Origin of the sequence: Rhodococcus sp. TAF43 (assembly GCF_052113525.1) — a bacterium.
GTDB lineage: Bacteria > Actinomycetota > Actinomycetes > Mycobacteriales > Mycobacteriaceae > Prescottella.
Map to the genome: position 1 here is coordinate 17,243 of NZ_JBFRDL010000043.1, position 26,418 is coordinate 43,660.

The 26,418-nt window shown below is 68.2% G+C and carries 29 protein-coding genes; 16 read left to right on the forward strand and 13 right to left on the reverse strand.

What is annotated here, in order from left to right; genetic code table 11:
- Positions 1-52 precede the first annotated feature (52 nt).
- Positions 53-1,948, reverse strand: coding sequence for a translational GTPase TypA (gene typA, locus AB4Z09_RS21645; RefSeq protein WP_442240645.1), 1,896 nt, complete (start codon positions 1,946-1,948; stop codon positions 53-55).
- A gap of 409 nt (positions 1,949-2,357) precedes the next feature.
- On the opposite strand from typA, the gene AB4Z09_RS21650 reads away from it, so the two are divergent.
- On the forward strand, positions 2,358-2,546 hold the full coding sequence (locus AB4Z09_RS21650) for a hypothetical protein (protein WP_031940253.1): 189 nt from the start codon (positions 2,358-2,360) through the stop codon (positions 2,544-2,546).
- 6 nt (positions 2,547-2,552) lie between these two features.
- Here the strand turns inward: AB4Z09_RS21650 and AB4Z09_RS21655 are convergent, their stop codons facing one another.
- Positions 2,553-2,972, reverse strand: coding sequence for a (deoxy)nucleoside triphosphate pyrophosphohydrolase (locus AB4Z09_RS21655; protein ID WP_174909094.1), 420 nt, complete (start codon positions 2,970-2,972; stop codon positions 2,553-2,555).
- 33 nt (positions 2,973-3,005) lie between these two features.
- On the opposite strand from AB4Z09_RS21655, the gene AB4Z09_RS21660 reads away from it, so the two are divergent.
- The gene (locus tag AB4Z09_RS21660) at positions 3,006-3,296 is read left to right on the forward strand and encodes a 4a-hydroxytetrahydrobiopterin dehydratase (protein ID WP_114718416.1); all 291 of its coding nucleotides are present in this window, start codon (positions 3,006-3,008) and stop codon (positions 3,294-3,296) included.
- On the opposite strand, the gene AB4Z09_RS21665 is transcribed toward AB4Z09_RS21660, so the two are convergent.
- The gene (locus AB4Z09_RS21665; RefSeq protein ID WP_114718415.1) at positions 3,238-4,509 is read right to left on the reverse strand and encodes a mannosyltransferase; all 1,272 of its coding nucleotides are present in this window, start codon (positions 4,507-4,509) and stop codon (positions 3,238-3,240) included. The genes AB4Z09_RS21660 and AB4Z09_RS21665 overlap by 59 nt on opposite strands.
- A 388-nt stretch (positions 4,510-4,897) precedes the next feature.
- On the opposite strand from AB4Z09_RS21665, the gene AB4Z09_RS21670 reads away from it, so the two are divergent.
- Together AB4Z09_RS21670 and AB4Z09_RS21675 are read left to right on the forward strand one after the other, a co-directional pair.
- On the forward strand, positions 4,898-5,635 hold the full coding sequence (locus AB4Z09_RS21670; RefSeq protein ID WP_114718414.1) for an Rv1157c family protein: 738 nt from the start codon (positions 4,898-4,900) through the stop codon (positions 5,633-5,635).
- 87 nt (positions 5,636-5,722) lie between these two features.
- On the forward strand, positions 5,723-6,061 hold the full coding sequence (locus AB4Z09_RS21675; protein ID WP_442240646.1) for a hypothetical protein: 339 nt from the start codon (positions 5,723-5,725) through the stop codon (positions 6,059-6,061).
- Here AB4Z09_RS21675 and AB4Z09_RS21680 read toward each other — a convergent pair.
- A complete protein-coding gene (locus tag AB4Z09_RS21680) occupies positions 6,058-6,501 on the reverse strand; it encodes a MarR family winged helix-turn-helix transcriptional regulator (protein WP_174909090.1) in 444 nt (147 codons plus the stop codon). The genes AB4Z09_RS21675 and AB4Z09_RS21680 overlap by 4 nt on opposite strands.
- Before the next feature lie 141 nt (positions 6,502-6,642).
- On the opposite strand from AB4Z09_RS21680, the gene AB4Z09_RS21685 reads away from it, so the two are divergent.
- The 3 genes from AB4Z09_RS21685 (at position 6,643) to AB4Z09_RS21695 (ending at position 9,288) form a co-directional block, all read left to right on the forward strand.
- Entirely contained in the window at positions 6,643-8,085 is a 1,443-nt protein-coding gene (locus AB4Z09_RS21685) for an MFS transporter (RefSeq protein WP_114718411.1), read from the forward strand.
- 362 nt (positions 8,086-8,447) lie between these two features.
- Complete coding sequence (locus tag AB4Z09_RS21690; protein WP_114718410.1) at positions 8,448-8,690, forward strand: maltose regulon activator MalT; 243 nt, start codon at positions 8,448-8,450, stop codon at positions 8,688-8,690.
- Positions 8,691-8,787: 97 nt separating this feature from the next.
- On the forward strand, positions 8,788-9,288 hold the full coding sequence (locus AB4Z09_RS21695; RefSeq protein ID WP_114718409.1) for a nuclear transport factor 2 family protein: 501 nt from the start codon (positions 8,788-8,790) through the stop codon (positions 9,286-9,288).
- 67 nt (positions 9,289-9,355) lie between these two features.
- On the opposite strand, the gene AB4Z09_RS21700 is transcribed toward AB4Z09_RS21695, so the two are convergent.
- The 3 genes from AB4Z09_RS21700 to AB4Z09_RS21710 all read right to left on the reverse strand — a co-directional run bounded on the left by AB4Z09_RS21700 (position 9,356) and on the right by AB4Z09_RS21710 (position 11,675).
- Positions 9,356-9,718 carry a hypothetical protein gene (locus AB4Z09_RS21700; protein WP_174909088.1) on the reverse strand — a complete coding sequence of 121 codons (363 nt, stop codon included), beginning with the start codon at positions 9,716-9,718 and terminating at the stop codon, positions 9,356-9,358.
- Positions 9,719-9,787: 69 nt separating this feature from the next.
- Positions 9,788-10,906: an alanine racemase gene (locus tag AB4Z09_RS21705; RefSeq protein ID WP_174909086.1), complete on the reverse strand. Its 1,119-nt coding sequence runs from the start codon at positions 10,904-10,906 to the stop codon at positions 9,788-9,790.
- A gap of 10 nt (positions 10,907-10,916) precedes the next feature.
- The gene (locus AB4Z09_RS21710; RefSeq protein WP_114718407.1) at positions 10,917-11,675 is read right to left on the reverse strand and encodes a GntR family transcriptional regulator; all 759 of its coding nucleotides are present in this window, start codon (positions 11,673-11,675) and stop codon (positions 10,917-10,919) included.
- Positions 11,676-11,884: 209 nt separating this feature from the next.
- Between AB4Z09_RS21710 and AB4Z09_RS21715 the strand changes: the two genes are divergently transcribed.
- Genes AB4Z09_RS21715 through AB4Z09_RS21740 form a run of 6 tightly spaced genes read left to right on the forward strand, consistent with a single transcriptional unit; the run spans position 11,885 to position 18,527 of the window.
- Positions 11,885-13,036, forward strand: a complete 1,152-nt coding sequence (locus AB4Z09_RS21715; protein WP_114718406.1) for an ABC transporter substrate-binding protein — start codon at positions 11,885-11,887, stop codon at positions 13,034-13,036.
- Positions 13,037-13,044: 8 nt separating this feature from the next.
- Entirely contained in the window at positions 13,045-13,959 is a 915-nt protein-coding gene (locus tag AB4Z09_RS21720; protein ID WP_174909084.1) for an ABC transporter permease, read from the forward strand.
- Positions 13,947-14,780, forward strand: coding sequence for an ABC transporter permease (locus AB4Z09_RS21725; protein ID WP_217487193.1), 834 nt, complete (start codon positions 13,947-13,949; stop codon positions 14,778-14,780). The genes AB4Z09_RS21720 and AB4Z09_RS21725 overlap by 13 nt, the downstream gene beginning before the upstream one ends.
- Positions 14,777-15,961 (forward strand): ABC transporter ATP-binding protein, encoded by a 1,185-nt coding sequence (locus AB4Z09_RS21730; RefSeq protein WP_114718404.1) that lies wholly within the window; start codon positions 14,777-14,779, stop codon positions 15,959-15,961. The genes AB4Z09_RS21725 and AB4Z09_RS21730 overlap by 4 nt, the downstream gene beginning before the upstream one ends.
- Complete coding sequence (locus AB4Z09_RS21735; protein ID WP_114718403.1) at positions 15,958-16,641, forward strand: HAD family hydrolase; 684 nt, start codon at positions 15,958-15,960, stop codon at positions 16,639-16,641. The genes AB4Z09_RS21730 and AB4Z09_RS21735 overlap by 4 nt, the downstream gene beginning before the upstream one ends.
- 2 nt (positions 16,642-16,643) lie before the next feature.
- Positions 16,644-18,527 carry a phosphocholine-specific phospholipase C gene (locus tag AB4Z09_RS21740; RefSeq protein WP_442240647.1) on the forward strand — a complete coding sequence of 628 codons (1,884 nt, stop codon included), beginning with the start codon at positions 16,644-16,646 and terminating at the stop codon, positions 18,525-18,527.
- A gap of 21 nt (positions 18,528-18,548) precedes the next feature.
- On the opposite strand, the gene AB4Z09_RS21745 is transcribed toward AB4Z09_RS21740, so the two are convergent.
- The 3 genes from AB4Z09_RS21745 to AB4Z09_RS21755 form a co-directional block, all read right to left on the reverse strand.
- Complete coding sequence (locus tag AB4Z09_RS21745) at positions 18,549-19,316, reverse strand: DUF1906 domain-containing protein (RefSeq protein ID WP_174909080.1); 768 nt, start codon at positions 19,314-19,316, stop codon at positions 18,549-18,551.
- A 108-nt stretch (positions 19,317-19,424) separates the two neighbouring features.
- Positions 19,425-20,402 carry a restriction endonuclease gene (locus tag AB4Z09_RS21750; protein WP_174909078.1) on the reverse strand — a complete coding sequence of 326 codons (978 nt, stop codon included), beginning with the start codon at positions 20,400-20,402 and terminating at the stop codon, positions 19,425-19,427.
- 120 nt (positions 20,403-20,522) lie between these two features.
- Positions 20,523-21,959, reverse strand: coding sequence for an FAD-dependent oxidoreductase (locus AB4Z09_RS21755; RefSeq protein ID WP_174909076.1), 1,437 nt, complete (start codon positions 21,957-21,959; stop codon positions 20,523-20,525).
- A gap of 112 nt (positions 21,960-22,071) precedes the next feature.
- Here AB4Z09_RS21755 and AB4Z09_RS21760 point away from each other — a divergent pair, with 112 nt between their 5' ends.
- Both AB4Z09_RS21760 and AB4Z09_RS21765 read left to right on the forward strand, forming a co-directional pair.
- A complete protein-coding gene (locus tag AB4Z09_RS21760; RefSeq protein ID WP_174909074.1) occupies positions 22,072-22,248 on the forward strand; it encodes a hypothetical protein in 177 nt (58 codons plus the stop codon).
- A 115-nt stretch (positions 22,249-22,363) separates the two neighbouring features.
- Positions 22,364-22,738 carry a RidA family protein gene (locus tag AB4Z09_RS21765; RefSeq protein WP_442240648.1) on the forward strand — a complete coding sequence of 125 codons (375 nt, stop codon included), beginning with the start codon at positions 22,364-22,366 and terminating at the stop codon, positions 22,736-22,738.
- Here AB4Z09_RS21765 and AB4Z09_RS21770 read toward each other — a convergent pair whose 3' ends face one another.
- Positions 22,739-24,352 (reverse strand): amidohydrolase, encoded by a 1,614-nt coding sequence (locus AB4Z09_RS21770; protein WP_442240649.1) that lies wholly within the window; start codon positions 24,350-24,352, stop codon positions 22,739-22,741. It lies immediately after the preceding gene.
- 177 nt (positions 24,353-24,529) lie between these two features.
- Here AB4Z09_RS21770 and AB4Z09_RS21775 point away from each other — a divergent pair, with 177 nt between their 5' ends.
- Entirely contained in the window at positions 24,530-24,751 is a 222-nt protein-coding gene (locus tag AB4Z09_RS21775; RefSeq protein WP_114718397.1) for a PLDc N-terminal domain-containing protein, read from the forward strand.
- A 17-nt stretch (positions 24,752-24,768) separates the two neighbouring features.
- On the opposite strand, the gene AB4Z09_RS21780 is transcribed toward AB4Z09_RS21775, so the two are convergent.
- Together AB4Z09_RS21780 and AB4Z09_RS21785 are read right to left on the reverse strand one after the other, a co-directional pair.
- Positions 24,769-25,308: a class F sortase gene (locus AB4Z09_RS21780; protein ID WP_254622850.1), complete on the reverse strand. Its 540-nt coding sequence runs from the start codon at positions 25,306-25,308 to the stop codon at positions 24,769-24,771.
- A gap of 144 nt (positions 25,309-25,452) precedes the next feature.
- Positions 25,453-26,418 (reverse strand): hypothetical protein (locus AB4Z09_RS21785; RefSeq protein WP_442240650.1); only part of this gene is annotated, 966 nt, incomplete at its 5' end.

Consider the following 26,418-nt stretch of genomic DNA (forward strand, 5'->3'; position numbering starts at 1 on the left):
GCGTTGCGCGAGTGTTCAGACTCGCACAACGCGCACGGAACGCGTCACACACTTACAGTGCGGCCTTGTCACGCGACTTCGCACGCGAACGCTCGCGCGCGCGGTCGGTCTGCGACAGGTGCAGCTTGCGCACGCGAACCACCTCGGGGGTAACCTCGACGCACTCGTCGCCGGCGCAGAACTCCATCGCGGCTTCGAGCGTCAGCTCGATCGGCTTCGCGAGGGTCTCCGTGGCGTCGGCGGTCGCCGAGCGCATGTTGGTGAGCTTCTTCTCCTTGGTGACATTGATGTCGAGGTCCTCGGCGCGCGGGTTGATGCCCACGACCATGCCCTCGTAGGTGTCGGCGCCCGGGTCGACGAAGAACGTGCCGCGGTCGGACAGCTGGATCATCGCGAACGGGGTCACCGAGCCGGTCCGGTCGGAGACCAGCGAGCCGGTGTGGCGGGCGCGGATCTCGCCGGCCCACGGGCCGTAGCCGTGCGAGACGGCGTTGGCGATGCCGGTGCCGCGGGTCTCGGTGAGGAAGTCGGTACGGAAACCGATCAGGCCACGCGACGGGACGATGAACTCCATCCGAACCCAGCCGGTGCCGTGGTTGGTCATCTGGACCATCTTGCCCTTGCGGTTGGCCAGCAGCTGCGTGATCGCGCCGAGGTGCTCCTCGGGGGTATCGATCGTCAGCTCCTCGAACGGCTCGTGCAGCTTGCCGTCGACCTGCTTGGTGACCACCTGCGGCTTGCCGACCGTGAGCTCGAAGCCCTCGCGACGCATCTGCTCGACGAGGATGGCCAGCGCCAGCTCACCACGACCCTGCACCTCCCACGCGTCGGGGCGGCCGATGTCGAGGACGCGCAGCGACACGTTGCCGACCAGCTCGGAATCGAGGCGGGTCTTGACCATGCGAGCGGTCAGCTTGTGGCCCTTGACGCGGCCGACGAGCGGCGACGTGTTGGTGCCGATGACGACGGAGATCGCGGGCTCGTCGACGGAGATCGTCGGCAGCGCGACCGGGTTCTCGATGTCGGCGAGGGTGTCGCCGATCATGATCTCGGGGATGCCCGCGACGGCGACGATGTCGCCGGCGACGGCGACCTCGCCGGGCTCACGGCTGACGCCCACCGTCTTCAGCAGCTCGGTGATCTTGACGTTCTTGACGCCGTCGGCGTGCATCCACGCGACGTTCTGGCCCTTGCGCAGCTCGCCGTTGTGGATACGCACCAGCGCGAGGCGGCCGAGGAAGTCGGAGGCGTCGAGGTTGGTGACGTGTGCCTGCAGCGGGGCAGCGGAATCGCCCTTGGGGGCCGGCACGTGCTCCATGAGGACGTCGAACAGGACATCGAGGTTCTCGGTGTCGGGAGCGTGACCGTCCTCGGGACGGTTCATCGAGGCCTTGCCCTCACGCCCGGAGGCGTACAGGACCGGCAGATCGAGGAGCGCTTCGGCGGCCGAGGCAGCCTCGTCGTCCAGATCGGAAGCCAGGTCGAGGAGCAGATCCYGCGCCTCGGTGACGACCTCCTCGATACGGGCGTCGGGACGGTCCGTCTTGTTCACGACGATGATGACCGGCAGCGACGCGGAGAGCGCCTTGCGCAGCACGAAGCGGGTCTGCGGCAGCGGACCCTCGGACGCGTCGACGAGCAGGACGACACCGTCGACCATGGACAGGCCGCGCTCGACCTCGCCACCGAAGTCGGCGTGGCCGGGGGTGTCGATGACGTTGATGACGGTGACCGAGCCGTCGGTGTTGTGACGGTGGACAGCGGTGTTCTTCGCGAGGATGGTGATGCCCTTCTCGCGTTCGAGGTCACCGGAGTCCATGACGCGGTCGACCAGCTCGGCGCGCTCGGCGAAGGCGCCGGACTGGCGCAGCATGGCGTCGACGAGGGTGGTCTTGCCATGGTCGACGTGCGCGACGATGGCGACGTTACGGAAATTGGTGGTGCTCACGCGGGGCGTTCTCCTGGCTGCTGACGGGGCCACACGAATTTGATGTCGCACGGCTTCTGGCTGCCGCTACGCGCATGCGTGATTCCCATTCGCGACCCCGCGTCACTGAAGGTTCACGATGTTCGCGTCAGCGCCGGGATTGCGGCCAGCGAATACCCTACCCGCCCGCAGCGCGAAACCTCGCATCGTGACCCCCGATCGATACCTCTGACCAGGCAATAGTGATCTGCACCACTGGCCGGTCACGGCGTCTGCGCAAACCATCCCGACGACCCTCCGGTGCCGGCCCCGGTGGGGCATCGACAGCCCCCGGACCACCTTGCCGGATCAACGGATGAGGGTACGCTCACTCGCGTGCGGACAGATCCGATCCTGGGCACCGCACTCGGGAGGAAGGCCGGGCTCGGCAATGGGCAAAGGCAAGGGAAAGGTCAAGGCCAGCAAGGTCTCCGGCCTCAAGCCCAAGAAGAAGTGCTGCCGTAAGAAGACGCGCTGCCTCAAGTGCCCCGTCGTCATCATGCGCATGAAGAAGCTCGAGAACGAGGGCGCGACCAAGAAGGAACTCAAGAAGGGCCTCAAGAAGGCCCGCGCGGCCTGAGACCGGTCAGTCCGCGTCGAGCAGCGCGGTCAGGTCCGGCAGCCATGCGCGGTCGTTGGCGACCAGTGCGATCTCGCGCAGATCCGTCGCGTCCACCCAGCGCAGCGCGGAGTGGTCGAGTGCCTGCGGGACGCCACTGATCAGCTCGGCGCGATATGCGCGCAGCACCAGTCCGTCGCGCAGCGGCACGTCGACGCCGATCCGTTCGCCCGCGGTCACCTCGACGCCCAGTTCCTCCCGCAGTTCGCGACGCACCGCGTCGGCGGGGGTCTCGCCCGGTTCGATCTTTCCGCCGGGCAATTCCCACAGCCCCGCCAGCTCCGGCGGGCGGGTGCGCTGCGCGAGCAGTAGGCGGCCGTCGCGGATCACGGCCGCGGCCACCACTTCCCCGACCTCCCCGACCTCACGTTCAGGTGCGCCGGTCATTGCGGTCCCCTCCCCATCGCACCATCATGAGGTATGGCCGAGTTGCTGTCCGATACCGAGATCGACTCCGCACTGACGAACCTGCCGACCTGGCGACGCGACGGCGACACCTTGGTCCGCACCGTCGAATCCGCCAGCTTTCCCGCCGCGATCACGCTGGTGGACCGGGTTGCGGAGGCCGCGGAGTCGATGAACCACCATCCCGACATCGACATCCGCTGGCGGAAAGTGACGTATTCCCTCGCCACGCATTCCGCCGGCGGGATCACTGCGCTGGATCTGGAGCTGGCACGGCGGATCGACGATCTGGCCGCGTCTGCGTAGCGCGCACGCGTCGGCCGGCATAGGCGACCCACGCGAACACGACGAGCGCGCCGGCGACGTTGACGGTGCCCGCCCACGCGAGCGCGCCGGGCCGTGAGATCGCGTCGTCCTCGACCTGCTTGAGGACCCACGGCACACCGATCACGGTCACGATCAGCCACAGCGACGCGACGACGCGGGTGCCGACCATCCGCGCATACGGACCGTGGACGAGCCAGATGAGCATCGGCAACACCCACACCCAGTGGTGGACCCACGAGATCGGGGAGATCAGCAGTCCGAAGAGTTGCACCAGGACCAGCGTGCCGAGCCTGTCGTCGCGGGCCAGGGCGCGCCACGCCAGGAAGGCGAGCAGGGCCGACAGCGCGACCGCGATCAGCCACACGGGACCCGACTCGACGTCGTGGCCGACGATCCTGCTGAGGGCGCCGCGCAGCGACTGGTTCCACGCCGACCCGACGGGTCCGATCCGGTCGGCGTCACCGAACTTCGACGTGAAGTAGTCACGAGCCTGTGCACTGATCACGAGGTAGCTCAGCCCGATGGTTCCGAAGAACGCGATCGCCGAGAACACCGCGGCGCGCCAGCGGCGCTGAGCGACGAAGTACAGGCCGGTGACGGCGGGGGTCAGCTTGATGCCGGCGAGGATCCCGACGATGCCACCGGACACCCACCAGCGGGTGCTGCGGACGGCCAGCATCGCACCGAGGACGAGGAACACATTGACCTGGCCGTAGTCGAGCGTCGTGCGCACCGGTTCGGTCCACACCCCGATCGCGGTCCACAGCATCGCCAGGTACTTCCAGTGCCGGTCCCCGACGGCGGCCGATCCGACCAGCAGCTCGAGGCTGATTCGGATCACCCAGTACAGGGCGAGGACGGTGCACAGCTGCCAACAGAATCCGACGACCGAGAATGGCAGGTAGTGCAGCGGCAGGAACACGAGCGCCGCGAACGGCGGATATGTGAAGGGCAGCGGGAACTCGGGTGTCTCTTCCGAATACGTGAATCCGTACAGGTCACCGCTCAGGAGCGCTGCGGAGCCGTCGACGTACACGTGCAGGTCGACGAGATTGAGACCGTTGGGCGTCAGGACCATCCACAGCAGCCTGGCCAGCACCGACAGTGCGAGCAGCGCGGGCGCCCAGCCGACGAGTGTGCGATACGCCGCGTGCGCGCGTGGCCGCCGCCCGGCACGTGCAAGCTGAGACACTGGCTGGTGCTCTCCCGTGATCGTGTGCTGGCAGTAAGCACCCAGTGTGACGCAGCGGGGGAACGACCAGGTGTCGCGTCAGCCTAACCCGACGCCGACGGGCACAGAAAATACCTTGCTCATCAGTAACAGTTGCATCAAGGTTCACATTTTCCCCATAAGTCACGCGATATGGTCACCAAGCGATGGCAGTCACGTCACAGCTTGCATAGACTCCTCGGGACGCAGGTCACGAATGGGTCGTACAGAAGAGTCTGTACACATCGGGGGTCGATCCATAGAGTGACCCGCGACCGTGATGGGCCGTGGCGCCCGCTCGGCAGACCGACGCTGCTCCGCACGCGTCTGAACGACAAGGATGGGGTAAACCGTGATTCGTAACCGAGGAATGCGACGAGCACTCACCGCGTGTGCAGTTGCGGCCGCGGCGGCGCTCGCCGTTCCGGCCAACGCGGTCGCGCAACCGACCCTTCCGGGTGTCCCCGAGGACGTCTCCATCGACGCGCTGGCGTCCCTCGCCCCCGCCATCCTGGGCGCGGCCGCCGTTCCGGCGGACATCGCCGACGTCGACACCAAGAACGACCTGCTCGCTCAGGCGCGTGCACTGCTCGAGTCGGCCAACCTGCCGCCCGAACTCAAGTCCACCCTCGAGCGTGTCATCACCTTCCTCGACGGCAGCGGCGGCGGCGGACCCGAGATCCCCCAGGACGGGCCCGCGATCGCCCAGTTCCTCTACCCCACCGTCGGCAAGGGCTGCATCGCCCCGTCGAGCGACGCGGTCGGCACCGCCCTCGCGGTGCCGGGCCCCGCGCACCTGCCCCCGCCGGGGCCGGCTGCCGGCCAGGCCGGTTTCGTCTTCACTGCGCTCGGCACGGCGAAGGCCGCCCCCACCCAGGGCATGACGGTCACCTGGATCAACGTCGACAACGGCCGTCGTGAGACGCAGACCCTCACCACCGAGGCGCGGATCAACCCGGACGGCCCGGCGACGCTGTCGGTCATCTCGAACACCGGCCCGGGCCGGGTGCTCGCGGTGATCTCCGGCGACCTCACCACCGAGCCCGAGGGCGCGGCGCCGCTCACGTGCAACTTCCTGCCGACGATCGGAATGTTCACCGTCGCGTAGGTTCACCGTCCGACAGTGAAGGCCCCACCGAGAATTCGGTGGGGCCTTTCACTGTTCACACCGCGTCCGTTCGTGGTAGACCGGGGAATGGCCGACAACACGCAGTCGATCCGTTCCCGGCATTCCCGACGATCCATCCTCTCGATCCGTTCGGAGGGCTCGATCCTCTCGATCGGCAGCGTCGGCTCGATCCTGTCCATCGGTAGCGTCGGCTCGATCCTGTCGATCGGATCCATCGGGTCAGCCGGTTCCGCACTGTCCTCACTGTCGTTCGCGAGCGTGGGCTCCGCGTTGTCGGGACTGTCCCGGTGGTCACTGCTGTCGTGGCGCGCGGTGGGTCACTCCCCCGACCAGCGCCCGACGCTCGTGGTGATGCCCGACGAACCCGACCTGGTCCAGTCGACGACGCGGCACGTCCAGTCCTAGCCTGCCGCCGGACGGGGCCACGGCTGCCCCTCGATTTCCTCGACACCCCGGTTGAACCGGACGAGCATGTCCCTGAGGAGCCGGATCTCGTCCACGTCCCAGCCGCCGAGCACCCGACCGATCCCGGTGCGGTTCAGGTCGCGGTCGAGGTGCAGCCGGTCCAGCCCTGACTCCGTCGGCCGTACCTTGCGCGCCACACCGCCGTCCGGGTCGGCGACGCGTTCGACGAAGCCGTGGCGTTCGAGCGCGCCGACCTGCCGGTTGATCGTCGAGATGTCCAGCACGAACGCCTCCGCCAGTTCCTTGAGGCTCATCGGCGGTTCCAGTTCGAGCCTCGCGAGGATCAGGTACGCGGACCTGTCGAGCTTCTGCCCGCCCCGCTGCTGCGCGAGGGCGTGGTAGCGCGACAACAGCGTCAACTCGTACTCGATGTCCGTCATCGTCCGGTCTCCGTCGGACACCCGTCACCCTCTCGCTCCGACATTGCCCGCAATGTCCGCTTTGTGCATCGTGCACATCCATGTGTACCGTACACATTCTTGCAAATTTGTTGTGTAGCAGTAAATCCGAGGAGCCCCATTTTGAGTGCAACCGTCGCGTCCCCGTCGACGGACACCGCGAAATCCAGATCCAGCGGCGCCATCGTCGCGATTCTCGGTTTCTGCGGCATCGTCGTCGCCCTTATGCAGACACTGGTCGTTCCGATCATTCCGCAACTGCCGCACCTTCTTTCGGCGACGCCGGCCGACGCTTCGTGGGCGGTCACCGCGACGCTTCTCGCGGCCGCGGTGGTGACACCCATCAGCGGACGCCTCGGCGACATGTTCGGCAAGAAGAGGATTCTGGTCGCGAGCTTGCTGCTCGTCGTGATCGGCTCGGTGGTCTGCGCCTTCGCCAATTCACTGATTCCGTTGATCGTCGGTCGCGCACTGCAGGGCGCGTCGGTCGGTGTGATCCCGCTCGGCATCAGCATCCTGCGAGACGAACTTCCGCCGCGGAAGGTCGCCGGCGCGATGGCCATCGTCAGTGCCACCCTCGGCGTCGGCGGTGCGATCGGGCTACCGGTCGCCGCGGCCGTCGCACAGGTCGCGGACTGGCATGTGCTGTTCTGGATGTCGGCCGGACTCGGGCTCCTGTGTGTCGCGCTCGCCGTGATCGTGATCCCCGAGTCCACGGTCCGCAATCCCGGACGTTTCGACTTCGTCGGCGCCGTCGGATTGAGCACGGCATTGATCCTGTTCCTGCTCCCGATCACCAAGGGCGGAACGTGGGGCTGGAGCGATCCACTGACCCTGGGCCTGCTCGCGGGGTCCGTCGTGGTGTTCGTGGCGTGGGGCTTCGTGCAGCTGCGGACCGCTCGTCCGCTGGTCGACCTGCGCGTGTCCGCACGGCCGAACGTCCTGTTCACGAATCTGGCGTCGATCGCGATCGGCTTCTCGATGTACGGCAATTCGCTGACGCTCCCCCAGCTGCTGATGGCACCGGAGTCCACCGGCTACGGGCTCGGCCTGTCGATGGTCACCGCCGGCATCGCACTGGCGCCGGGCGGTCTCGTGATGATGGCGCTGTCACCCGTGTCCGCGAAGATCTCGGCCTGGCGCGGCCCGCGCTTCACCCTCATGGTGGGCTCGGTCGTGGTCGGCCTGGGCTACGGGTTCGTCTACTTCCTGTCGTCCTCGGTGTGGATGATCGTCGTCGGCGGAATGATCATCGGTGCCGGCGTCGGCCTGTCGTACGCCTCCATGCCGGCCCTCATCATCGGCGCCGTCCCCGTCTCGGAGACCGCGGCGGCCAACGGTCTGAACTCGCTGATGCGGTCGGTCGGCACGTCCAGTGCCGCGGCGGTCATCAGCGTCGTGCTGGCGAGCATGACGGTGACGCTCGGGACGGCGACGATTCCGTCGTTCGACGCCTTCCGCGCAACGTTCGTCATCGCCATCGTGGCCGCCGTGGTGTCGCTGGTGTTCGCGTTCTTCATCCCGAAAGCMACGACGCCGGGAGCCGCGGGCAAGCGCCACGCCTGACACGCGGCTTCCGGCGCACAGACACGAACGCCCGCCCCGATATGCATCGGGGCKGGCGTTCGACGTTCGAGCCCGCGGGCTACGGCGTCTGCGTCGTCTGGCCCCCGCCCGACGATCCGCCGTTCACTGCCCCCGAGGAGCCCATGTAGAGATTCGCAGCGATCGTATAGAACAGGTTGATGAGGAATTCCACGAGACCCTCCGCGTCGTAGCTGATTTCGGACCGCTAACGGTATCCGAAGCCGATCCGAGGCCCGGACCGCATCCACATATCGGTCATTCGGCACGACTTGTTTCACCCCACCGCAGCGGTAGCGTTGAGAGGGGCATCGCGTAGTCGCTCCAGGACGGGAGTAACGACCATGAGCAGAGAGAAGTGGTGGGTCCTGGCGGGCCCGGACAGCGGCTGGTACCTCGAACAACGCGCCAACGGCGACAACGTGGTCGTCAACAAGGCGACGTCCGAAGAGCACCTCCTCGCCGGCTACCAGTGGATGCACGTCAAGCACGCCGACGCCCTGACCGGCACGCCGGCGCACGGCGTCAAGGTGCTCGGCGAGGGACCACCGCCGTTCGGCATATGGACCGAACTCCACGGAACCTGACAATCTGGTCGATTGCGACGAAAAACTGAAACACGTTCCAGCCCTGCGTTAGGTTGCAGGTGAAGTCGTCCCGCAACCGACCAGGAGGAGCGCAGCGATGGCGTGGACCCGCGAAGAACTCGAAGCCGCGTTCGAGAACTACCAGAAGACCGTCGTGCAGGCGACGCAGACCCGCGACTGGAACGCCTTCGCCGACCAGTTCACCGAGGACGCGACCTACCTCGAGCACGCGTTCGGCAGCTTCACCGGCCGCGAGGAGATCCGCCGCTGGGTCACCCGGACGATGACAGCCTTCCCCGGCAACCGTATGCCCGAGTTCCCCGTCTCCTGGTACGTCATCGACGAGGAGCGGGGCTGGGTGATCTGCGAGGTGCAGAACCCGATGGAGGATCCCGGCGACGGCACCGATCACGGCGCCGCGAACATCACGATCCTGCATTACGCGGGCGACAACCTGTGGTCGCACGAGGAGGACGCCTACAACCCGATGAACTTCCTGTCGATGGCGAAGAAGTGGTGCAAGCACGCGGAGGCGTCAGGCAATCTGCCCGAGGATGCCCGCATCTGGCTCGGCAAGATGGCGAACGTCCCCGGCTGATCGCCGCCGCCTACGACGACGGGCGCCCTCCGTGTGGAGGACGCCCGTCGTGTGTTCGAGTCGGATGTCAGTAGCTCGTCCAGAGCACCGCGATCAGCGCATTGACGATCGCCAGGATTCCGACGATGTGCGCGAAGTTGGGGTTGCCCTCGCTACGCTTCTGCCGGGCCCGGCCGATCTCGGCAACAGCCACGATGATCAGGGTGATCACCAGCTTGACGCCGATCTTCGCCATGTCGTAGTCCTTGCCGAGCGAGTCGATCGACTCGCCGAGCCCGACGATCACGATGCCGGACAGCAACTGGATTCGAGCGCCCCAGACCATCACCTCGCTGACGCGGGGGGCCTTCAGGACCGAGAGGTAACCACCGACGATCGCGGCCATGCCCAGCAGGTGGACGGCAACGAGGATGTTGTAGACGACAGACATGCTATTACCTTAGCTTTACGGATCCGGCGGCTTCACAACTCTGCTCGAGAAATCCATCCAAGGATGGATTCAGCGGAACTGCGGGTGCCACACCGCCTCCACACGGCCGTCGTCGACCACTGTGATGTCGGGCCAGCGGTCGAAGGCCGAACACGGGTGGGAGATGCCGAGATCGACTATGTCACCGACATCCAGCCCCACCGTATCGGTGAGGACGAGATGGTGGTCGTAGATTTGGGTCGCGGTCGCCTTCGCCGACCGGCGGGCGGTTCCCTGGGCATCGGTGGCAGACACCAGCACCGGCAGGCCGGCGTCGTAGGGAAGCTCGCGTTTTCCGGCGCCGACCACGATCCGCCCCGGCTCCGGCGCGGACAGGACGACAGCCCGGACCGTCAGCGCCGCACGCAGGCCTGGCACCGGTGACACCTCCGCGTAAGTTCCGTGGTCGTGCGTCACGTAGCAACCCGACCGCAACACCGGGATCACACGCCCGCCCCGTTCCGGCAGGTCCGCGATAGCCTCGATGACCCGATCCGGAAAGGCCGAGCCGCCCATGCTGAACACCGGCTTTTCGGTCTGGATCCACGGCGACACCGCACGGAAGGCGTCCACCGTCTCCCGGCAATGCGCATCGACCTGCGCGACGATGTCCGAGTCCCGCCGGTTGGGGCGAACGCCCTCGTACCCCGCGACGCCCGCGAGGGCGATTCCCGGCGCGTTCTCACACTCCCGGGCGAGGCCCAGCGCCGCCCGGGCGTCCCGGACTCCGGTTCGCCCGCCCGGGGTCCCGACGTCGACGAGGACCCTCAGTGGATTGGCAGCGCCCCGCATGACCGTTCCAGCCAGGCTCAGGCCCGCCGTCGAGTCCACCAGCAGGTAGAGCTCGAACGACGGGTCCGCGTCCAGCCACGCCCGGAGCTGTTCGAGATCGGGGCCGTGGATCACCTCGTTGGCGATGAGGATGCGCCGCGCCCCCCATTCGAGGGCAATGGAGGCTTGACGAACCGTGGCGACCGTGACGCCCCACGCGCCGGCGTCCAGCTGTCTCTGGACGATGGGCCGGGTCATCGTCGTCTTGATGTGCGGGCACAGCTCGACGCCGCGGTCGCGGCACCACGCCGCCATGAGATCGACGTTGTGCTGGACCGCGGGGAGACTCAGCCGCAGCTGCGGCAGGGACGTCGCCACCCAACCGAGACTAGCCACGGCGGCGCGACAGGGCCGTTGTGGCTACGGAGTTGTGCACGGTGAACGAGACCGTGCCGGGAAGGAAGCGGTCGTCGGACCACAGCAACGGGGTGCTGGCGGGGTCGGTGACACGCCTGCGCTCGCGGAGCAGCGGTGAGCCCTCGGCGCAACCCAGGAGACGGGCGTCGTCCGCATCTGCGTCGACGAGGTCGATGGTGTGATCGGCATCGGTGAACACAACACCCTCCTCCAGCAGGGGGTTCGCGTGAGAGGGGGCATCCGGAGGCAAGGCGGCTATCAGTTTTCCGATCCGCTCGGGGTAGATGGCGCGCTCGAGCATGACGGGAACCCGCGAGAGAGTCCGCAGACGCACCACCCGGTAGATGTGCGATCCCGGTTCGAGCTGGAGCTGCTCGCACTCGAGTGGCACCGCGGCCCGGTGCTCGATCTCGACCGTTCGACTTCCGGGATCCTCGCCGATCGAGTGCGCCCAGCCCGTGAAGCTGAGCAACTCGAAGAAGCTCTGCGTGCGCGCAGTGCCGAGAATGACGCGGCGTGTACCACGTCGTGAGGTGACCAGTCCGTTCGCGCGCAGGACGGCCAGGGCCTGGCGGACGGTGCCACGGGAGACGCCGTACTGCCCGGCGAGACTCTCCTCGCTGGGCAGCCGATCCCCGGAACCGAACTCTCCCGACGTGATCGCCTCCTTCAACTCGGCCGCCAACCTTCGATACTCGGCGCGCGGGCGCTTGCCCCCCGAATCAGCCAATGTCCGTCTCCTTCCGGCACCCGGTGCTCTTTGACCCGATCGTAGCTCTCAGAACTCTTCCCACTGGTCACAGGCGTCCCTCGGCGAGAGATCGACGGTTCTCGGCCGGTCAATCTTCACGACTCGATTCCGAATCGTTCACCTCATGGCAACGTCGCTCTGGCGGAATGATGGCGAAGTTGTATAGCCAACATTGATCAGGAGACACGATGCGAATGCACCACCTTCGCCAGGCGAGCCTTGCTTGCTCGCTGGCGATCGCCCTGTCGACACTCGCAGGCTGCGGACTGACCAGCACGAAGACGGACAGCGACACCGGCAAGTCCTCGACCGCCACCTCGGCCGAAGACTTCGGCGGTATGGACGGCCTCATCGCCGCCGCGAAGCAGGAGGGCAAGTTGAACGCCATCGCCCTCCCGCGGGACTGGGCCAATTACGGCGAGATCATCGACACCTTCGAGGCGAAGTACGGGATCGACGTCGAGGTCGAGAATCCGGACGCGTCCAGTCAGGACGAGATCAACGCCGCGACCTCGCGCAAGGGGCAGGACCGATCGCCGGACGTCCTCGACGTGGGCCACACTTTCGGAATCAGCGCCGCCGAGCAGGGCCTGCTGGCGCCGTACCGCGTGCAGGCGTTCGGCGACATCCCCGAGGGCCAGAAGGACGCCGACGCGCGGTGGTACAACGACATGGGCGGTTACGTCTCGATCGGCTGCGACAACGCGCGCGTTGCGAAGTGCCCGAAGACTTTTGCCGACCTGCTCGACCCGCAGTACAAGGGCATGGTCGCGCTGACCGGCAACCCCACGCAGTCCGGTTCAGCATTCGCTGCCGTCTTCGCGGCCGCTCTCTCCAATGGCGGCTCCTACGACAACATCCAGCCGGGCCTGGACTACTTCGCCAAGCTCAGCGAAGTCGGCAACTTCAACCCGGTCGAGTCGACGCCCGCGACCATCCAGAAGGGCGAGACCCCCATCAGCGTCAACTGGGACTACCTCAACGCCGGTTACAGCGACTCGCTCCGAGACAAGGGGGTCGATTGGCAGGTCGCGATCCCGGCCGACGGCTTGTTCGCCCAGTTCTACTCGCAGGCAATCGTGAAGTGGGCGCCGCACCCGGCCGCGGCGCGGCTCTGGCAGGAGTTCCTCTACAGCCCTGAGGGCCAGAACCTGTGGTTGAAGGGCTACGCCCGTCCGGCGCTCATGCCCGCGATGGAGAAGGCGGGAACGCTCGACGCCACCGCGGCGGCCAGGCTGCCCGAGGTCGACGCCGCCGCGCCGGTCTTCCCGACGGAAGTACAGTCGACGCAGGCCAAGGCAGTCGTCAGCCAAGGCTGGGGCGGCGTGCTCGCCAGATGAGTATCCAGATGACCACTGCCGGGAGTGGGAGCACCCCGGTCCCCGCCGCTGACACCCAGCCCGTCCCCCGGCGTCGCCACCGGGTGGCCATGGGGGGCTGGCTCGGCGTCCTCCCGCTGCTGCTGTTCGCGGCAATCGCGTTGGGTCTGCCCGTCGCCACGATGGTGATCGGCGCGTTCACCACGCCCTCGACCGGTTCCGGCGAGGGTGGGCTGACCACAGCCAACATGACTGCGACGCTGCAGGATCCGTACCGGTCGAGCCTGATCGGCAGCATGAAGCTCTCGGCGACGGCCGCGGCGATCGGCGCGATCGTCGGACTGCCGATCGCGCACGCCATCGTGACGTCGCGGTTCCGGGCCCTGCGCGAGGCAGTCTTGGCGGCGGCCGGAGTCCTCGCCAACTTCGGCGGAGTTCCCCTGGCCTTCGCGTTCGTCGCGACCCTCGGCAACGCGGGCGTCCTCACCAACGCCTTCCATCTCGGCGACCTCGGCTGGAGCCTCTACGACATGCGGGGCCTGACCGTCGTCTACCTCTACTTCCTGATCCCGCTGATGGTCCTGACCCTCACCCCGGCACTCGAGGGTCTGCGCGTGCAGTGGCGTGAGGCGGCCGCCAACAATCGCGCGAGCACGGCGCAGTACTGGCGGCACGTGGCCTTGCCGATCCTGCTGCCGTCGCTGCTCGGCGGGTTCGTCCTGCTGTTCGGGACGGCATTCAGCACCTACGCGACGGCCGCGGCGATCGCCGGCAGCAGCGTGCAACTGGTCACGGTGCAGATCGCGGCAGGCCTGTCGGGCGACGTCTTGGTGGGGCAGGGCAACGTCGCCCTTGCCCTCGGCCTGGACATGGTGCTGATCGCGGCGATCGTCATGGCCATCTACCTGCCGCTGCAGCGAAGGAGTGCACGATGGCTGGCCTGACGATGTCCAGGCCGGGACTCGGTCGCAGGGTCGTGCTCTTGGTCGCCGGTATCTATTTCGTGGTCCCGATCGTGTGCGCGTTCGCGTTCAGCGTGGGCATCGGGTCGCCGGGCCGGCAGGTCAGCCTCGACGCCTACACCGGCATCGGCAGCGCGACGGGCCTGGCCGGCAGCCTCGCACTGACGCTGAAGGTGGCCGCGGCAACGATCGCGGTCGTACTCGGATTGCTGGTGCCGGCGCTGCTGGCGGTGCGGATCGCCGCACCACGTCTGCGCACGCTCGTCCAGGCGGTCTGTCTGCTGCCGCTGGTCGTCCCGGCCGTCGCCCTGGGCGCCGGCATCACCACGCTGCTGAGGTGGGGCGCGGATCGCTACTACGGCACGCCGCTGTTCGACGGCCTGGTTGCGTTGCAGGATCCCGACTTTCCCGTGATCCTGGTGCTCGCCTTTGCCGTGATGGCCCTGCCGCTGGCCTACAGCACGCTCGACGCCGGCCTGTCGGCACTCGATCTGCGGGTCCTCGTCGAAGCCGCGCGGTCCTGCGGGTCCTCGTGGCCGCGCACCCTCATCCACGTGGTGCTGCCGAATCTGCGCGGCGCGCTTCTCAACGCCGCCTTCCTGACCCTTGCCCTCGTCCTCGGCGAGTACGCCGTCGCCGCACTGCTCGGGTACCAGCCGTTCGCGGTGTGGACCGTCGTCATCAGCGGTTCCGAGGCGCAGATGTCGGTGGCCGTGTCCATCGTCGGCCTGCTCGGCACCTGGGCGCTGCTCATGCTCGTCGCCGCAGCCGGACGCACCAAACGCCTCGAGGAGGCCTCATGACCGCACTACTGACCGATCGGACGCCCGCCGCCACCGCGGGAGCCGGTTCCACCGTGGAGTTCCGCGGACTGCGCCGTACCTTCGGCGCCACAACGGCATTGGACGGCCTGAACCTGGAGGTCCACCCCGGCGAACTGCTGGCCCTGCTCGGCCCGTCCGGCTGCGGCAAGACAACCGCGCTGCGCACCGTCGCCGGCTTCGAACGCCCGGACGCGGGCACGGTGCGCATGGACGGCGAGGACATCACGAGGATTCCCGCGCACCGGCGGGACGTGGGCATGGTGTTCCAGTCCTACAGCCTCTTCCCGCATCTGACCGCCGTCGACAACGTCGCCTTCGGTCTGCGTATGCAGGGGACGGGCAAGTCCGCCCGGCGTGCCCGCGCGATGGAGTTGCTGGAGCTGGTCGGGCTGCCGCAGCACGCCGCGCGGTTCCCGAGCCAGCTCTCCGGCGGGCAGCAGCAGCGGATCGCCTTGGCGCGTGCCCTCGCGCTGCAGCCCCGGGTCCTGCTGCTGGACGAGCCGCTGTCCGCGCTCGATGCGCAGGTGCGACAGACTCTGCGGGACGAGATCCGCCGTCTACAAAAGCAGTTGGGCATCACGACGCTGTTCGTGACCCACGACCAGGAGGAGGCCCTCTCCATGGCCGACCGGGTTGCGGTCATGCGGTCCGGGCAGATGGAGCAGTGCGCACCTCCGACCGAGCTCTACGAGCGCCCCGCGACGGCGTTCGTCGCCGAGTTCGTCGGGGTCATGAGCCGACTACCGGGACGGCTCGAGGCGGGCGGGCGGGCGGTGCACGTCCTCGGCCGCAGGCTGCCCGTCCATGGGGAACTTCCGGGCTCTGCGGAGTCCGGAAGCGGAGCCCGCGACGTCGATGTGCTCGTGCGCCCGGAATCCCTCGGCGTGACGGCGTCCGACGACGGAACGTCCCGCATCACCGGTGCAGCATTCCGCGGCGCCGGCACGCGGCTGACCGTGCAGCTGCCGGACGGCCGCGTGGTGATTGCGGACGTGTCGACCACCGCCGCCGCCGCGCTCGGCGCGGGCACCGCCGTGACCCTCGCACTACCGGACCGTCCGGTGCTGGTGGACCGTCCGAGCGGGACCGCCGAACCGGTCAGAAGTGCAGTTCAGCAATCCGTTTCGTCCAGTCGTCGATTCTGGAGGCGCGCCCGATGAGCCCTGATACCCTCCCCGGTGCCCCGGCAGCCGTCCTCTTCGACATGGACGGGACACTGGTCGATACCGAGCGACTGTGGTGGGACGCCGTCGAGCAGGTCGCGGCACGGCTCGGACGCCCCCTCTCCGATGCCGACGCGCCGGCGGTCGTGGGGCGGCCCGCCGATCACACCGCGGCCCACTTGTGCCGGGCACTGGGGCCGGCGGCGCCCGACCCGGATGCGCTTGCCCACGAGCTCGACGAGGCGTTCGCGGCCCTGGTCGCCAACGACGTGGTTCCGCGTCCCGGCGTGTTGTCGCTGCTCGATGAACTGGTCCGCGCGCGGATTCCCACCGCGATCGTGACGGCATCACCACGACGTGTCGTCGACGTGGTGCGCGAGACGCTCGGCGCGACGCGGTTCACCACGACGATCGCCGTCGAGGACACGGTCTGCTCCAAGCCGGCGCCGGACCCCTATCTCGCGGCCGCGGCGGCCCTGGGGGTCGACCCGCGCGCATGTGTCGCCGTCGAGGACACGCCCGTGGGTGTGGCGGCGGCCGAGGCTGCGGGATGCGCCGTGCTCGTCGTTCCTTCCGTCGCGGTCCCGCCGGCGGCGGGTCGAACGATCCTGGACTCACTCGAGGGGGCCGACGTCGCCTTCCTCGCCTCCCTGTTGCATTCGGTCGAAAGGTACTGAGCATGGACGACATCCGCCACGTGGTGATTCTGATGCAGGAGAACCGCAGTTTCGACCACTACTTCGGCACGCTCGGCGGCGTCCGCGGGTTCGAGGACCGGCAGACCCTGACTTTTCCCAACGGCGACAGCGTCTTCCGGCAGCCCACGCTGTCCCGGGGCGACGGTGGTGTGCTCCTGCCGTTCCGGATGGACTCCACTCGGTACAACGCCCAGAATGCGGAGGGTCTGCCGCACGACTGGGAGAGCGGTCACGATGCGATCAACCAGGGTGCGATGAACCGCTGGACCTCGGCCAAGGGCGAGCAGAGCATGGGATACCTCACCCGGGAGGACATCCCCTATCAGTACGCGCTTGCGGACGCGTTCACGATCGGCGACGCGTACTTCTGCTCGATGGCCGGCCCCACCAGCCCCAACCGCCTCTACCTGTGGACCGGAACGGTGGGACCGGGTCGCGACGGCACGACCGGGCCGTGGATCGACAACACGCCGCTGCCGGAGAGCCCGGTGTGCGACTGGACGACGTATGCCGAGCGTCTCTCGGACGCCGGCGTCTCCTGGCGCGTGTACCACACGCCCGGCCTGGACGAGCGGGACGGCAACTACGAGGACAACGCCCTCGAGTACTTCCCCCAGTTCCACGCTTTTGCCGAGGACGATCCCCGATACATCGACGCGATGACGAGGTGGGACCTGACGGACTTCGACGCGCACTGCAAGGACGGGACGCTGCCCACGGTGTCGTGGCTCGTGTCGCCGTACCTGTTCTGCGAGCACCCGAACGCCAGCCCCGCGTACGGTGCGCACTGGGTCGACTCCGCCCTCCAATCGCTGTTCGCCAACCCCGAGGTGTGGCGGCACACCGTGTTTCTCGTCATGTACGACGAGAACGACGGCTACTTCGACCATGTCGTGCCGCCCTTCCCGCCCACCGGGACCCCGGAGGAATTCGTCGACGGGCAGCCGATCGGGCTGGGCAACCGGGTGCCGCTGTTCGTGGTCTCCCCGTGGTCGCGCGGCGGATGGGTGAACTCCCAGGTGTTCGACCACACCTCGGTACTGCGCTTCCTGGAACTCGTCACCGGTGTGCGCGAGCCCAATATCAGTGCGTGGCGGCGAGCGGTGTGCGGTGACCTGACGAGTTGCTTCGACTTCGGCAATCCCGACTACTCGATCCCGGACTTACCGGATACGAGGGCGCTGATGGCGGCGGCCGATGCGGCGGTGGACCTGCCCCCGGTGCCGCTGCCCGCCCCGGGCGCCCAGGTCATGCCGACTCAGGAGCCGGGGAGCCGTCCACAGCGGCCGCTGCCCTACCGGCCCTGGGCCGACATCGTGGTGGATAGCGCCACCGGCCGGGTTCGCGCCGAGCTGACGAACGCTGGGAGCGTGGCGTTCCACTACACGGTGTTCCCCAACGCGTACCGACCATTCGCCGGGACTCCGTTCACGGTCGCGCCGCAGGGCACGGCGGTCTACGAGTGGAACGCTGTCCGCACGGCAGGTCGCTACGACTTCACCGTCTACGGAGCCGATGGATTCCTGTGCCACTTCGCGGGCGTCCTACCCAAGACCGACGACGGGGCCGCACCCCACGTCAGGGCGGCGCTGCACGGCAGCTGCCCCGCGGACGCGTGGGTAGAGCTCGAGCTGGCAAACCACGGTGCGACGTCGCTGTCCTTCACGATCGCACCGCGGGAATTCGGCGGGGAATCGCGCGTCTGCGAGGTCGGACCGGACGGCCGCGCGAGCGTCCGCTGGCCCATCGTGGAGGGCCGCTACGACGTCACCGTCACGACCGACGACGGCACATCATTCACCCGGCGCTACGCGGGGACGGTGCACGAATCGGACACCGCGTCGGCGACGACACAGGTCGGCTGACCTCCGTGCCGGGGAGTGCGATCAAGACAGGAAGAGCGGCTTACGAAGCGACCACTGTCCGTAATCGGGCTTGAGGATCGAGTTGAGGTCGATGCCGATCCCCTCGATCTGGCGCTTGTCGATCTCGAACTGGTGCATGTGTGCCGACGGATGGACGAAGCCGGCCGGCGAACCCCAGTTGTGCTGCCAGAACCATGCGCCGACACCGGCACGCAGGCAGCGGTCGATCGTCGGCGAATTCGCGTAGACGCCGACGTTGCGGTGGCCCATGACGTTCTCCCACCCGCGCAGATAGGGGGCGATGAGGTTGTCGAACTCCCAGGCGGACGGGTTGTCGTCGATGGAGGCGTAGATCGGGCAGTTCTCCGGCCCGCCTGCGGCGCGATGCAATTCGACGCCGCGGCGGGCGTGACGCACACCGGCGTCGTATCCGCCCCGCCAGTCCGACGTCGCCCCCTTGCCGAACTGGTAGCACGAGACGATCTGCAGGCCGACCGCAGCCATCGCGGCGGCCTCGCCGAACTGCATCGGCTTGCCGAGCATCCACGCGGCGTCGGGGCGGCGGTCCGAGACGTACCGGATGGCGCCGACGTGCCCGGCCAGGCGGATACCGACGGGCGACGGGACGCCGGCGGAGTAGTCGATCAGTGTCGCCGGGCCCGCGTTCGCGATCGCGGGGCCGGCGACGGCCGCGATGCCCGCTGCCGCGGTGCCGGCCGCGGCAATCTTGAATAGTTCTCGTCTGGAAACCTGCACTGCAAACCTCGCATCACCGGCGGATTCCGGCATCGCTCTGACTGGGCATCCGTGGCGTATTCGCCGCGGGCCCTGTGGGATTCGACGCCTATTTCACCACAGTCACTCTGGTTTCGTCAGTCACATCGGTGACTTCGTCCCCTAGTCCGACTCGAGGCCGGCGAAGAAGTCGGCCCGCACGGACACGTCCTCGACGACCCGGGTCGTGGTCTTCACGCCGAGCGAATGCTCCTTGAGCAGTGCACACAACCGGTCCCCGTCGATCAGGTCGATCGGGGGTGCGCCGTCGCGACGTGATTCGGCGCGGGCCTCGCTCGTGAAGGTGCCCGTCGTGATCAGCAGGCCCTTCTCTCCGCGGCCGGCCATGGCGCCTCGGAGATCCCGGACGGCGCCGGCCCCGACGCTGCCACTGACCCGCTTGCACTGGAACGCGACCGGGAAGCTCAGCAACGAGATCTGGCACATCCCGATCCCGTCGATGCCGCCGTCGGCGGTGCGCCCGGTGATGGTGGCACTCGAGAAGCCCGCCTCGCGGAGCAGGCGCTGCGTGAGGCGTTCGAAGGCGGTCGATGACATCCGCAGGAGCGAGTCCAGCAGAGTCGACTTCCACGCGACCGCATCGGCGGCGTCGCCGTACGACGTGTCCGCCGTCGACTCGGACTCCGCCTCCGTGTCCGACAGCGGAAGAGCCTGCGCACCAGGTGTGTTGGCCTTGCGGTTCAGGCGCTGACGCCGCTTGTCGGCGGTGAAGGCCGCCAACAGCGGGCGCAACTCGGGTTCGGTCGCCTCGCGCCCCCGCTTCGTCACACTCCACACAGCACGACGACTGTTCGCCAACAGGCCCATACCCTTGAGATACGTACGCGCCCAAGCCAATCGGTACTCGACCTCGGTTCCGGGCCCGTCGCCGTGGAGCACCCCCTGCAGCTCCGGCGACCAGCCCTCCCGCTCGACGACGGCGCTGTCGAGTTCGTTGTTGGATGCCGACCCGCCCAGCGCGATCAACGCCTGGAGGGTGGGCCACAGCAGCTCGGTGTACGGCGGGAGCTGTGCAATCAGAGCCTCCTGACCGGCGACATCCCCACGCTGTGGCTCCTGCACCTGCACACCCGCTCCCATCGCACCGTCCGTCGGAGGCCGCTCGACACCGGATCGGCCAGCCGACCTGGATGTTATCCGGTGTTGCGCGCCGCCCCGAATCCGGTGGTTCCGCCCGTGTGGCGGAACCACCGGGACTGGTCAGGCACGGGCCGCGGCGTCGCGTCCGGCCACCCGACCGAATGCGAGCGCGTCGGCGACGTGGAAGCCGCCGTCCTTGGTCCAGCTGTAGGTCGAGCTCATCTCCCCGGCCGCGTACAGGCCGTCGATGGCGACACCGCGGGTGTCGACCACGCGAGCGCGGCCGTCGCGCCGCGGTCCGCCGTTGCTCCATCCGAGCAGCGGGGTGACGTCGAGGACGTAGAACGGCGCCTGTGACACGGCGCCGAGCTTCTCCGGGTCGCGGCCGAAGTGGTCGTCGGAGCCGGCGGCGCACGCCGCGTTGTACTGCTCGACGGTCGCTTCGAGCGTCGCGGCGTCCAGTCCGACCAGCTCGGCGAGCTCGGCGATCGAGTCCGCGCGCCGGATCCAGCCCTTCTCGATCTCGTCACTGTTGTCCAGACTCCACCGATTCTCGGTCATGAGCAGGTTCCACCCGACCGGCAGCACGTCGGGTGTGGGACTGAGCGGGCCGGCGGTGCGCATCTGCTCGTCGAAGATCAGGTGGAAGGGCCGCAGCGGGAACAGTTCGTAGGTCCCGTTCCGGAGGATGTGGCCGTGCTTGGGATCGGCAGCCTCGTCGACGAAGCGGCGGCCGTCCTCGGACACCCACAGGTAGTTGTGCGCGTTCCACAGCGCGAGGTAGTGGCCGAACTCGTCGTCGCCGCGCACACCGGTGATGGTCATCATGTTGCCCATGTGCCACAGATCGGCACCGACCGACTGCGCCATGCGGTGGCCGTCGCCGGTCGACGCGGGCGAGCCCCACAGCACGTGGTCCTCGACCCGCAGGTAGTCGCGGACCATCGCGGCATTGGCCTGGAATCCGCCGGTCGCCAGCACCACCCCGCCACGCGCACCGATCCGGCGCCGCCCCTCGACACCCTCGACCTCGACGCCCACGACGGCGCCGCCATCGGTGATCAGCTCGACTGCCGGTGTCCCGAAACGGGTCTCGATGCCGCGCTCGTCGAGCGCACCGCGCAGGAAGTCGTAGAGCAGCGAATTGCCCATCCGCCCGGCGACGGTGTCCATGCCGGCGTAGCAGTCGCTGCCGTCGAGCTCGAGATACTCCGGCTCCGTGTGGTAGTCCGGGCTCAGCGCGACGTCGGCGCCGAGTTCCTCGAGCCACCGCGAGTTCTCGGCGGTCTCCGACGCCCACGCCGCCACGACGTCGTCGGCCACCGGGAACGCGCCGCACAGCGAGTTCAGGAAGGCGCGCGCCCGCTCGGGGTCGCGGTTGACCCACCAGCCGCCGCCGGAGACTCGCGTGTTGCCGCCCGCGGTGGCCTCGTCGCACTTCTCGACGACCACAACGCTCGCTCCCGCGTGGTGTGCACCGAGCGCCGCGGCCGAACCCGCCGCCCCCGATCCGACAACGACYACGTCGAATTCCTCATCGAAACCCGCAACGCCCACGTTCGCCCCTCTCGACTGATGTGACCCGAATCTGATGTGACCCGAATCTGATGTGACCCGAGTCGCTACCGCGATTCGGTGTGACCCCGGTCATTGTCGAGGGGTGCGGCCGGTGGGCGCGCGGGGCTTCCCATCCAGCGGAACACCACTCCGGCCGGCCGTCTATCAGCACCTGCAGCGCGGCGAAGCCCTGCTCGGCGAACAGTTCGGTGGCGGCGGCCTGCACCGCCTCCGCCAGCAGTTGGGCGTGCTCGGCGCGATGTCGGTGATCGGCGTGCTGGCGTCCTGAACACCTCGCGGCCTGACGAATCCCACTGGGCGGGAAGATGTCCCACCCTCCCCGTCGCCCGGGACATCATCGTCCCGGGCGGCGTACGTCGTCCCCGAACAGTCGAGGAGTGTCGATGTCGTCAGGTACGGATTGGGAAGAGGAGTACGGCTACTCGGATGCCGTGCTCAGCGGAGATCTGCTGTTCTGCTCCGGCCAGGTGGGTCTGGACTCGGACGGCACCCCGCCCGCGGACCCGGAACGCCAGTACGACCTGGCGTTCGCGACACTCGGGGCCCTGCTCGCGAAGCACGGCGCGTCTCCGCTCGACCTCGTGGAGCTGACGAGTTTCCACGTCGACTACCCCCACCACATGGTGGAGTTCATGGCCGCCAAGGCCCGATTCCAGGGTGCCGCGCGGCCGGCCTGGACCGCCATCGGTGCGGCCGCGCTCGGCAAGCCGAGCATCCTCGTCGAGATCAAGGCGACCGCACGGATCCGCCCGAACTGATCAGCCGAGGCTGCCGTGCACCGTCTTTCCCGCGAAGACCGTGGCCCGCACCTCGAGGTCGGCCAACGCGTCGGGATCCACCGTGAGCGGGTTCGCCGACAAGACGACGATGTCCGCGTGCGCACCGGGCGTCAGTGATCCGATGCTCTCGTCGCTGAACAGCTGCCACGCGGCGTCGATCGTCTGCGCCCGCAGAGCCGCACCGACCGGGATGCGCTCCTCGGGGGCGAGCACGTGGCCGCTGCGGGAGCGCCGCGTGACCGCGTCCGCGATGTTCCGGATCGGGTTGGTGGGGGTGACCGGACCGTCGTTGTGGAACGAGATCCGATGACCGGCCGCGACCGCCGAACCGGCTGCGGCCCAATGTGCTCCGTGGTCACTACCGAACAGGTCGTCGACCAGGACGTCGCCCCAGTAGTACAGGTGGTCCACGAACAGGCTGCACGTGACCCCCAGCCGGGCAGCCCGACGGAACTGATCGGGCCGCATGGCTCCGACGTGTTCGAGCCGCAGACGGTGGTCGGGGCGGGGATTGTCGCCCAGCATCTCTTCCCACGCGTCGAGCACCATCGTGATCGCTTCGTCGCCGTGCGAGTGGCAGGCGATCTGCCACCCCTGCTCGTAATAGGGTGTGCTGATCTCGACGATCTGGTCCTTCGTGTAGTTCGCGTGGCCGTGGCTGCACGCCATACCGAGCGCCCGGGTGGCCGGTGTGTCGAGATACGGGAAGCTGAGCGCGATGTTGCCGATCCACGGGGACCCGTCGGACCAGATCTTGATGCCCACCTGCCGGACCATGTCGTTGCCGGCGCCCGGGGCGACGTCGGAGGGCCGTCGCGGACCGGACGTCTCGTACAGCCGCAGCCGCGTGGTGAGCACGCCTGCCTCGGCCGCGGCCTCCAGCGCCGGACGCATCGCGGGGTCGAACGCCATCTCACTGACCGTGGTCACACCGGCGGCGTTCATCCGGGCGCACTCCGCGGCCAGGAGCTGCGGGAAGCGGTCCGCGTTCGACAGCAGTTGGGGACTGGCGATCGCGAGCACGGCCGCCATCTCGTAGGCGACGCCGTCCAGGTCCCCGGATTCGTCGCGGCCGAAGCGCGCGCCCTCCGGATCCGGGATGTCGCGGGTGATACCGGCGGCGACGGCGGCGGCGGAATTGAAGTAGGCGGCGTGCCCCGAGTTGTGCAGGATCACCAGAGGTGCGTCGGGCGACATCTCGTTCATCCACTGCAGCGTGGGATCGGACAATCCCTTCTGCAGCAGAGGATCCCAACCGTTGAGAAGAGCGCCTTCCGGACCACCGGAGGCGACGGCCTGTTCGATGGCGGCCAGCACTCCGGCTGCGTCCGGGATCGTCACCGGCCGGATGTCGACGACGGGCTCACCCAGCACCACCGCCTCGTTCAACGGGTGGCCGTGCGCCTCGATGAATCCGGGCATGATGCACGCGGCGCCCAGATCGTGGACGATGGTGCCCGGTCCGATGTGCGGGGCGACCTCCGCGTCCGAACCGACGGCCACGATACGGCCGTTCTCGACGGCGACGGCTGAGGCCCGCGGCTTCGCGTCGTCCATGGTCACAACGTCGCCGAAGAGCACCAGATCCGCCATTGACACACCCCGCCACTTCCCGTTTCGCTCGGGCCTCCGGACGGCCGAGATCTCGCACGCGACACGCTACCGACCGACCGTCCTTTCTGCGCGTCGAACGCCGTCGTGTCGGAAACGTGGAATCGGGTAGGAAGGACCTGGGTACGTTCGATCGACGCGAAGGAAGAGGAGAGCGACATGGCGAAGAAACGATGGGCCGAGCTGAGCCCGCGCCGGCGTGCGGTGATACTCGTGCTGGGCTCGGTGCAGTTGAGTCTCGCTGCTACCGCGTGGACGGATCTTGCCACGCGCGACCCCGAGCAGGTCAACGGCAGCAAGGGCAAGTGGGCCGCGATCATCGCGGTGAACTTCATCGGCCCGCTGTCCTACTTCCGCTGGGGCCGGCGCACATCCGCATGATCGGGTGGCCGGAGGCGTCAACGGGCATCCGAGATCGAGTCACGCTGGTCGATGAGATCTGCGAATACCACGGTGTTGTCGCGGTAGCTGCGAACGGAGTCGTCGAACTCTCCCCCGCACGTGATCAGTCTGAGGCCGGGATGGTCGAGGTCTCCGTACACCCTGCTCGTCGGGAACGAGGCCTTCGCGAAACGCTCGACACTCGCCACCCGGAACACGGCGGTGACGCCGTCGCTTCGGGTGGCGGTGACCTCGTCGCCTGGCGTGAGTTCGTGGAGTCGATAGAAGACGCCGGGATCGCCCTCCCAATCCACATGCCCGGCAACGATGGCCGGGCCGATCTCGCCGGGAACCGGTGAGCCGGAATACCATCCCGCGGGATGCCCTCCGGGGGGCACTTCGAGCGCACCGTCGGGTTCGAGGCCGAGCATCATGAGATCCGACGTGACGCCGATTGCCGGAATCGAGATGCTCACGGGATGCAGGGCCGAGGGGTCGGCCAGGTTGGCGCCCGCGCCGGTTGCCGCTGTGGTCGCCGATTGCGTTGTCGCCGACACTTGCTCGTTCCCCGGTTCGGTGCTTGCGCATCCGGCGAGAACGAGTGCGGCTGTGGCGCAGGCTGCGACAGCCGCCGACAGGCCGTTGCGCCGCGAGCGCGGGCAACGGCCTGTCGATCTGTCGGTCATGAAACTGCGACCCTCCTACGACTTGCGACGATGCCGTCCGGCGGCCACCGTTGTGCCGGCCGCCGCGGCAAGCAGCAGGGCGGTGCCGAGGAGCGCTCCGCGCGCCGGCGCGTCGTCGGCGAGCCCCTTGTCGCCGGCTTCGACGCCACCGACCGGCACAGCCGAGATCTGGCCACCGGTACGAGCCACACCGACTTCGRTCTGAGCGGTCGGCGCGCTGATGCCTTGCGCAGCAAAGCTATCACCGGGCGCCGTGGCGCGAAGGACGATGTCCTGAATGTTACTGTCGGCGGCCTCGCCCCGTGCGGAGCCTTCACCGCTTCCGGTTCCGGCGGCACCGCCGCTACCGAGGGTTCCACCGCCCGCGAGGGCACTGCCGAGTGCCACGCTCCCGATGGTCGCTCCGCCGGCGAGCGCGCTGCCGAGGGTCAAGCCACCGATCGCCGCACTGCCGAGCACGGGCACTGCGCTGCCGAGTGCCGCACTGCCCAGTCCTGCACCGCCGAGCGTCGAGCTACCGGCGTCGCCGGCGCTACCCGATCCGCCCTCGCTGCCGCTGTCCGGTGCCACGCTGCCGCCGTCCGCGCTACCCAGGTCGAGGCTGCCCAGCGCGAGGTCGGTGAGGCTGCCGAGGTCGATATCGCCACTCCCCGAGATGCCACCCGAGCTACCGGAATCAGAACTGCCGGAATCGACACTACCGGAATCACTTCCGGACCCCGCACTACCGGAATCGATACCGCCCGCGCTGCCCGAGTCGCCCGTGCTCCCCAGAGCCGCCGCACTACCCACAACCGGAAGAGCCAAGCTCCCGAACGGAAGCACAAGGCTACCCAACGCCAGCTCACCCAAGCTGCCCAGATCCAGCCCGCCCGCACTACCGGAATCGGCACTCCCGGCACCCAGATCAGTCAGACTGCCCAGATCCAGACCGGCACTACCGCTGCCCGCGCTGCCACTGTCACTACCCGAACCAAGGCT

Excerpts from the sequence above, each read along its gene's own strand:
- AB4Z09_RS21725 (WP_217487193.1), top strand. The coding sequence starts at position 13,947 with ATGGCTGGCCTGACGATGTCCAGGCCGGGACTCGGTCGCAGGGTCGTG.
- AB4Z09_RS21720 (WP_174909084.1), top strand. The coding sequence starts at position 13,045 with ATGACCACTGCCGGGAGTGGGAGCACCCCGGTCCCCGCCGCTGACACC.
- AB4Z09_RS21700 (WP_174909088.1), bottom strand. The coding sequence starts at position 9,718 with ATGTCTGTCGTCTACAACATCCTCGTTGCCGTCCACCTGCTGGGCATG.
- AB4Z09_RS21765 (WP_442240648.1), top strand. The coding sequence starts at position 22,364 with ATGTCGTCAGGTACGGATTGGGAAGAGGAGTACGGCTACTCGGATGCC.
- AB4Z09_RS21655 (WP_174909094.1), bottom strand. The coding sequence starts at position 2,972 with ATGACCGGCGCACCTGAACGTGAGGTCGGGGAGGTCGGGGAAGTGGTG.
- AB4Z09_RS21660 (WP_114718416.1), top strand. The coding sequence starts at position 3,006 with ATGGCCGAGTTGCTGTCCGATACCGAGATCGACTCCGCACTGACGAAC.
- AB4Z09_RS21750 (WP_174909078.1), bottom strand. The coding sequence starts at position 20,402 with ATGGGAGCGGGTGTGCAGGTGCAGGAGCCACAGCGTGGGGATGTCGCC.
- AB4Z09_RS21740 (WP_442240647.1), top strand. The coding sequence starts at position 16,644 with ATGGACGACATCCGCCACGTGGTGATTCTGATGCAGGAGAACCGCAGT.
- AB4Z09_RS21675 (WP_442240646.1), top strand. The coding sequence starts at position 5,723 with ATGGCCGACAACACGCAGTCGATCCGTTCCCGGCATTCCCGACGATCC.
- AB4Z09_RS21690 (WP_114718410.1), top strand. The coding sequence starts at position 8,448 with ATGAGCAGAGAGAAGTGGTGGGTCCTGGCGGGCCCGGACAGCGGCTGG.
- AB4Z09_RS21650 (WP_031940253.1), top strand. The coding sequence starts at position 2,358 with ATGGGCAAAGGCAAGGGAAAGGTCAAGGCCAGCAAGGTCTCCGGCCTC.
- AB4Z09_RS21770 (WP_442240649.1), bottom strand. The coding sequence starts at position 24,352 with ATGGCGGATCTGGTGCTCTTCGGCGACGTTGTGACCATGGACGACGCG.
- AB4Z09_RS21730 (WP_114718404.1), top strand. The coding sequence starts at position 14,777 with ATGACCGCACTACTGACCGATCGGACGCCCGCCGCCACCGCGGGAGCC.
- AB4Z09_RS21735 (WP_114718403.1), top strand. The coding sequence starts at position 15,958 with ATGAGCCCTGATACCCTCCCCGGTGCCCCGGCAGCCGTCCTCTTCGAC.
- AB4Z09_RS21715 (WP_114718406.1), top strand. The coding sequence starts at position 11,885 with ATGCGAATGCACCACCTTCGCCAGGCGAGCCTTGCTTGCTCGCTGGCG.
- AB4Z09_RS21775 (WP_114718397.1), top strand. The coding sequence starts at position 24,530 with ATGGCGAAGAAACGATGGGCCGAGCTGAGCCCGCGCCGGCGTGCGGTG.
- AB4Z09_RS21680 (WP_174909090.1), bottom strand. The coding sequence starts at position 6,501 with ATGACGGACATCGAGTACGAGTTGACGCTGTTGTCGCGCTACCACGCC.
- AB4Z09_RS21745 (WP_174909080.1), bottom strand. The coding sequence starts at position 19,316 with ATGCCGGAATCCGCCGGTGATGCGAGGTTTGCAGTGCAGGTTTCCAGA.
- AB4Z09_RS21670 (WP_114718414.1), top strand. The coding sequence starts at position 4,898 with ATGCGACGAGCACTCACCGCGTGTGCAGTTGCGGCCGCGGCGGCGCTC.
- AB4Z09_RS21695 (WP_114718409.1), top strand. The coding sequence starts at position 8,788 with ATGGCGTGGACCCGCGAAGAACTCGAAGCCGCGTTCGAGAACTACCAG.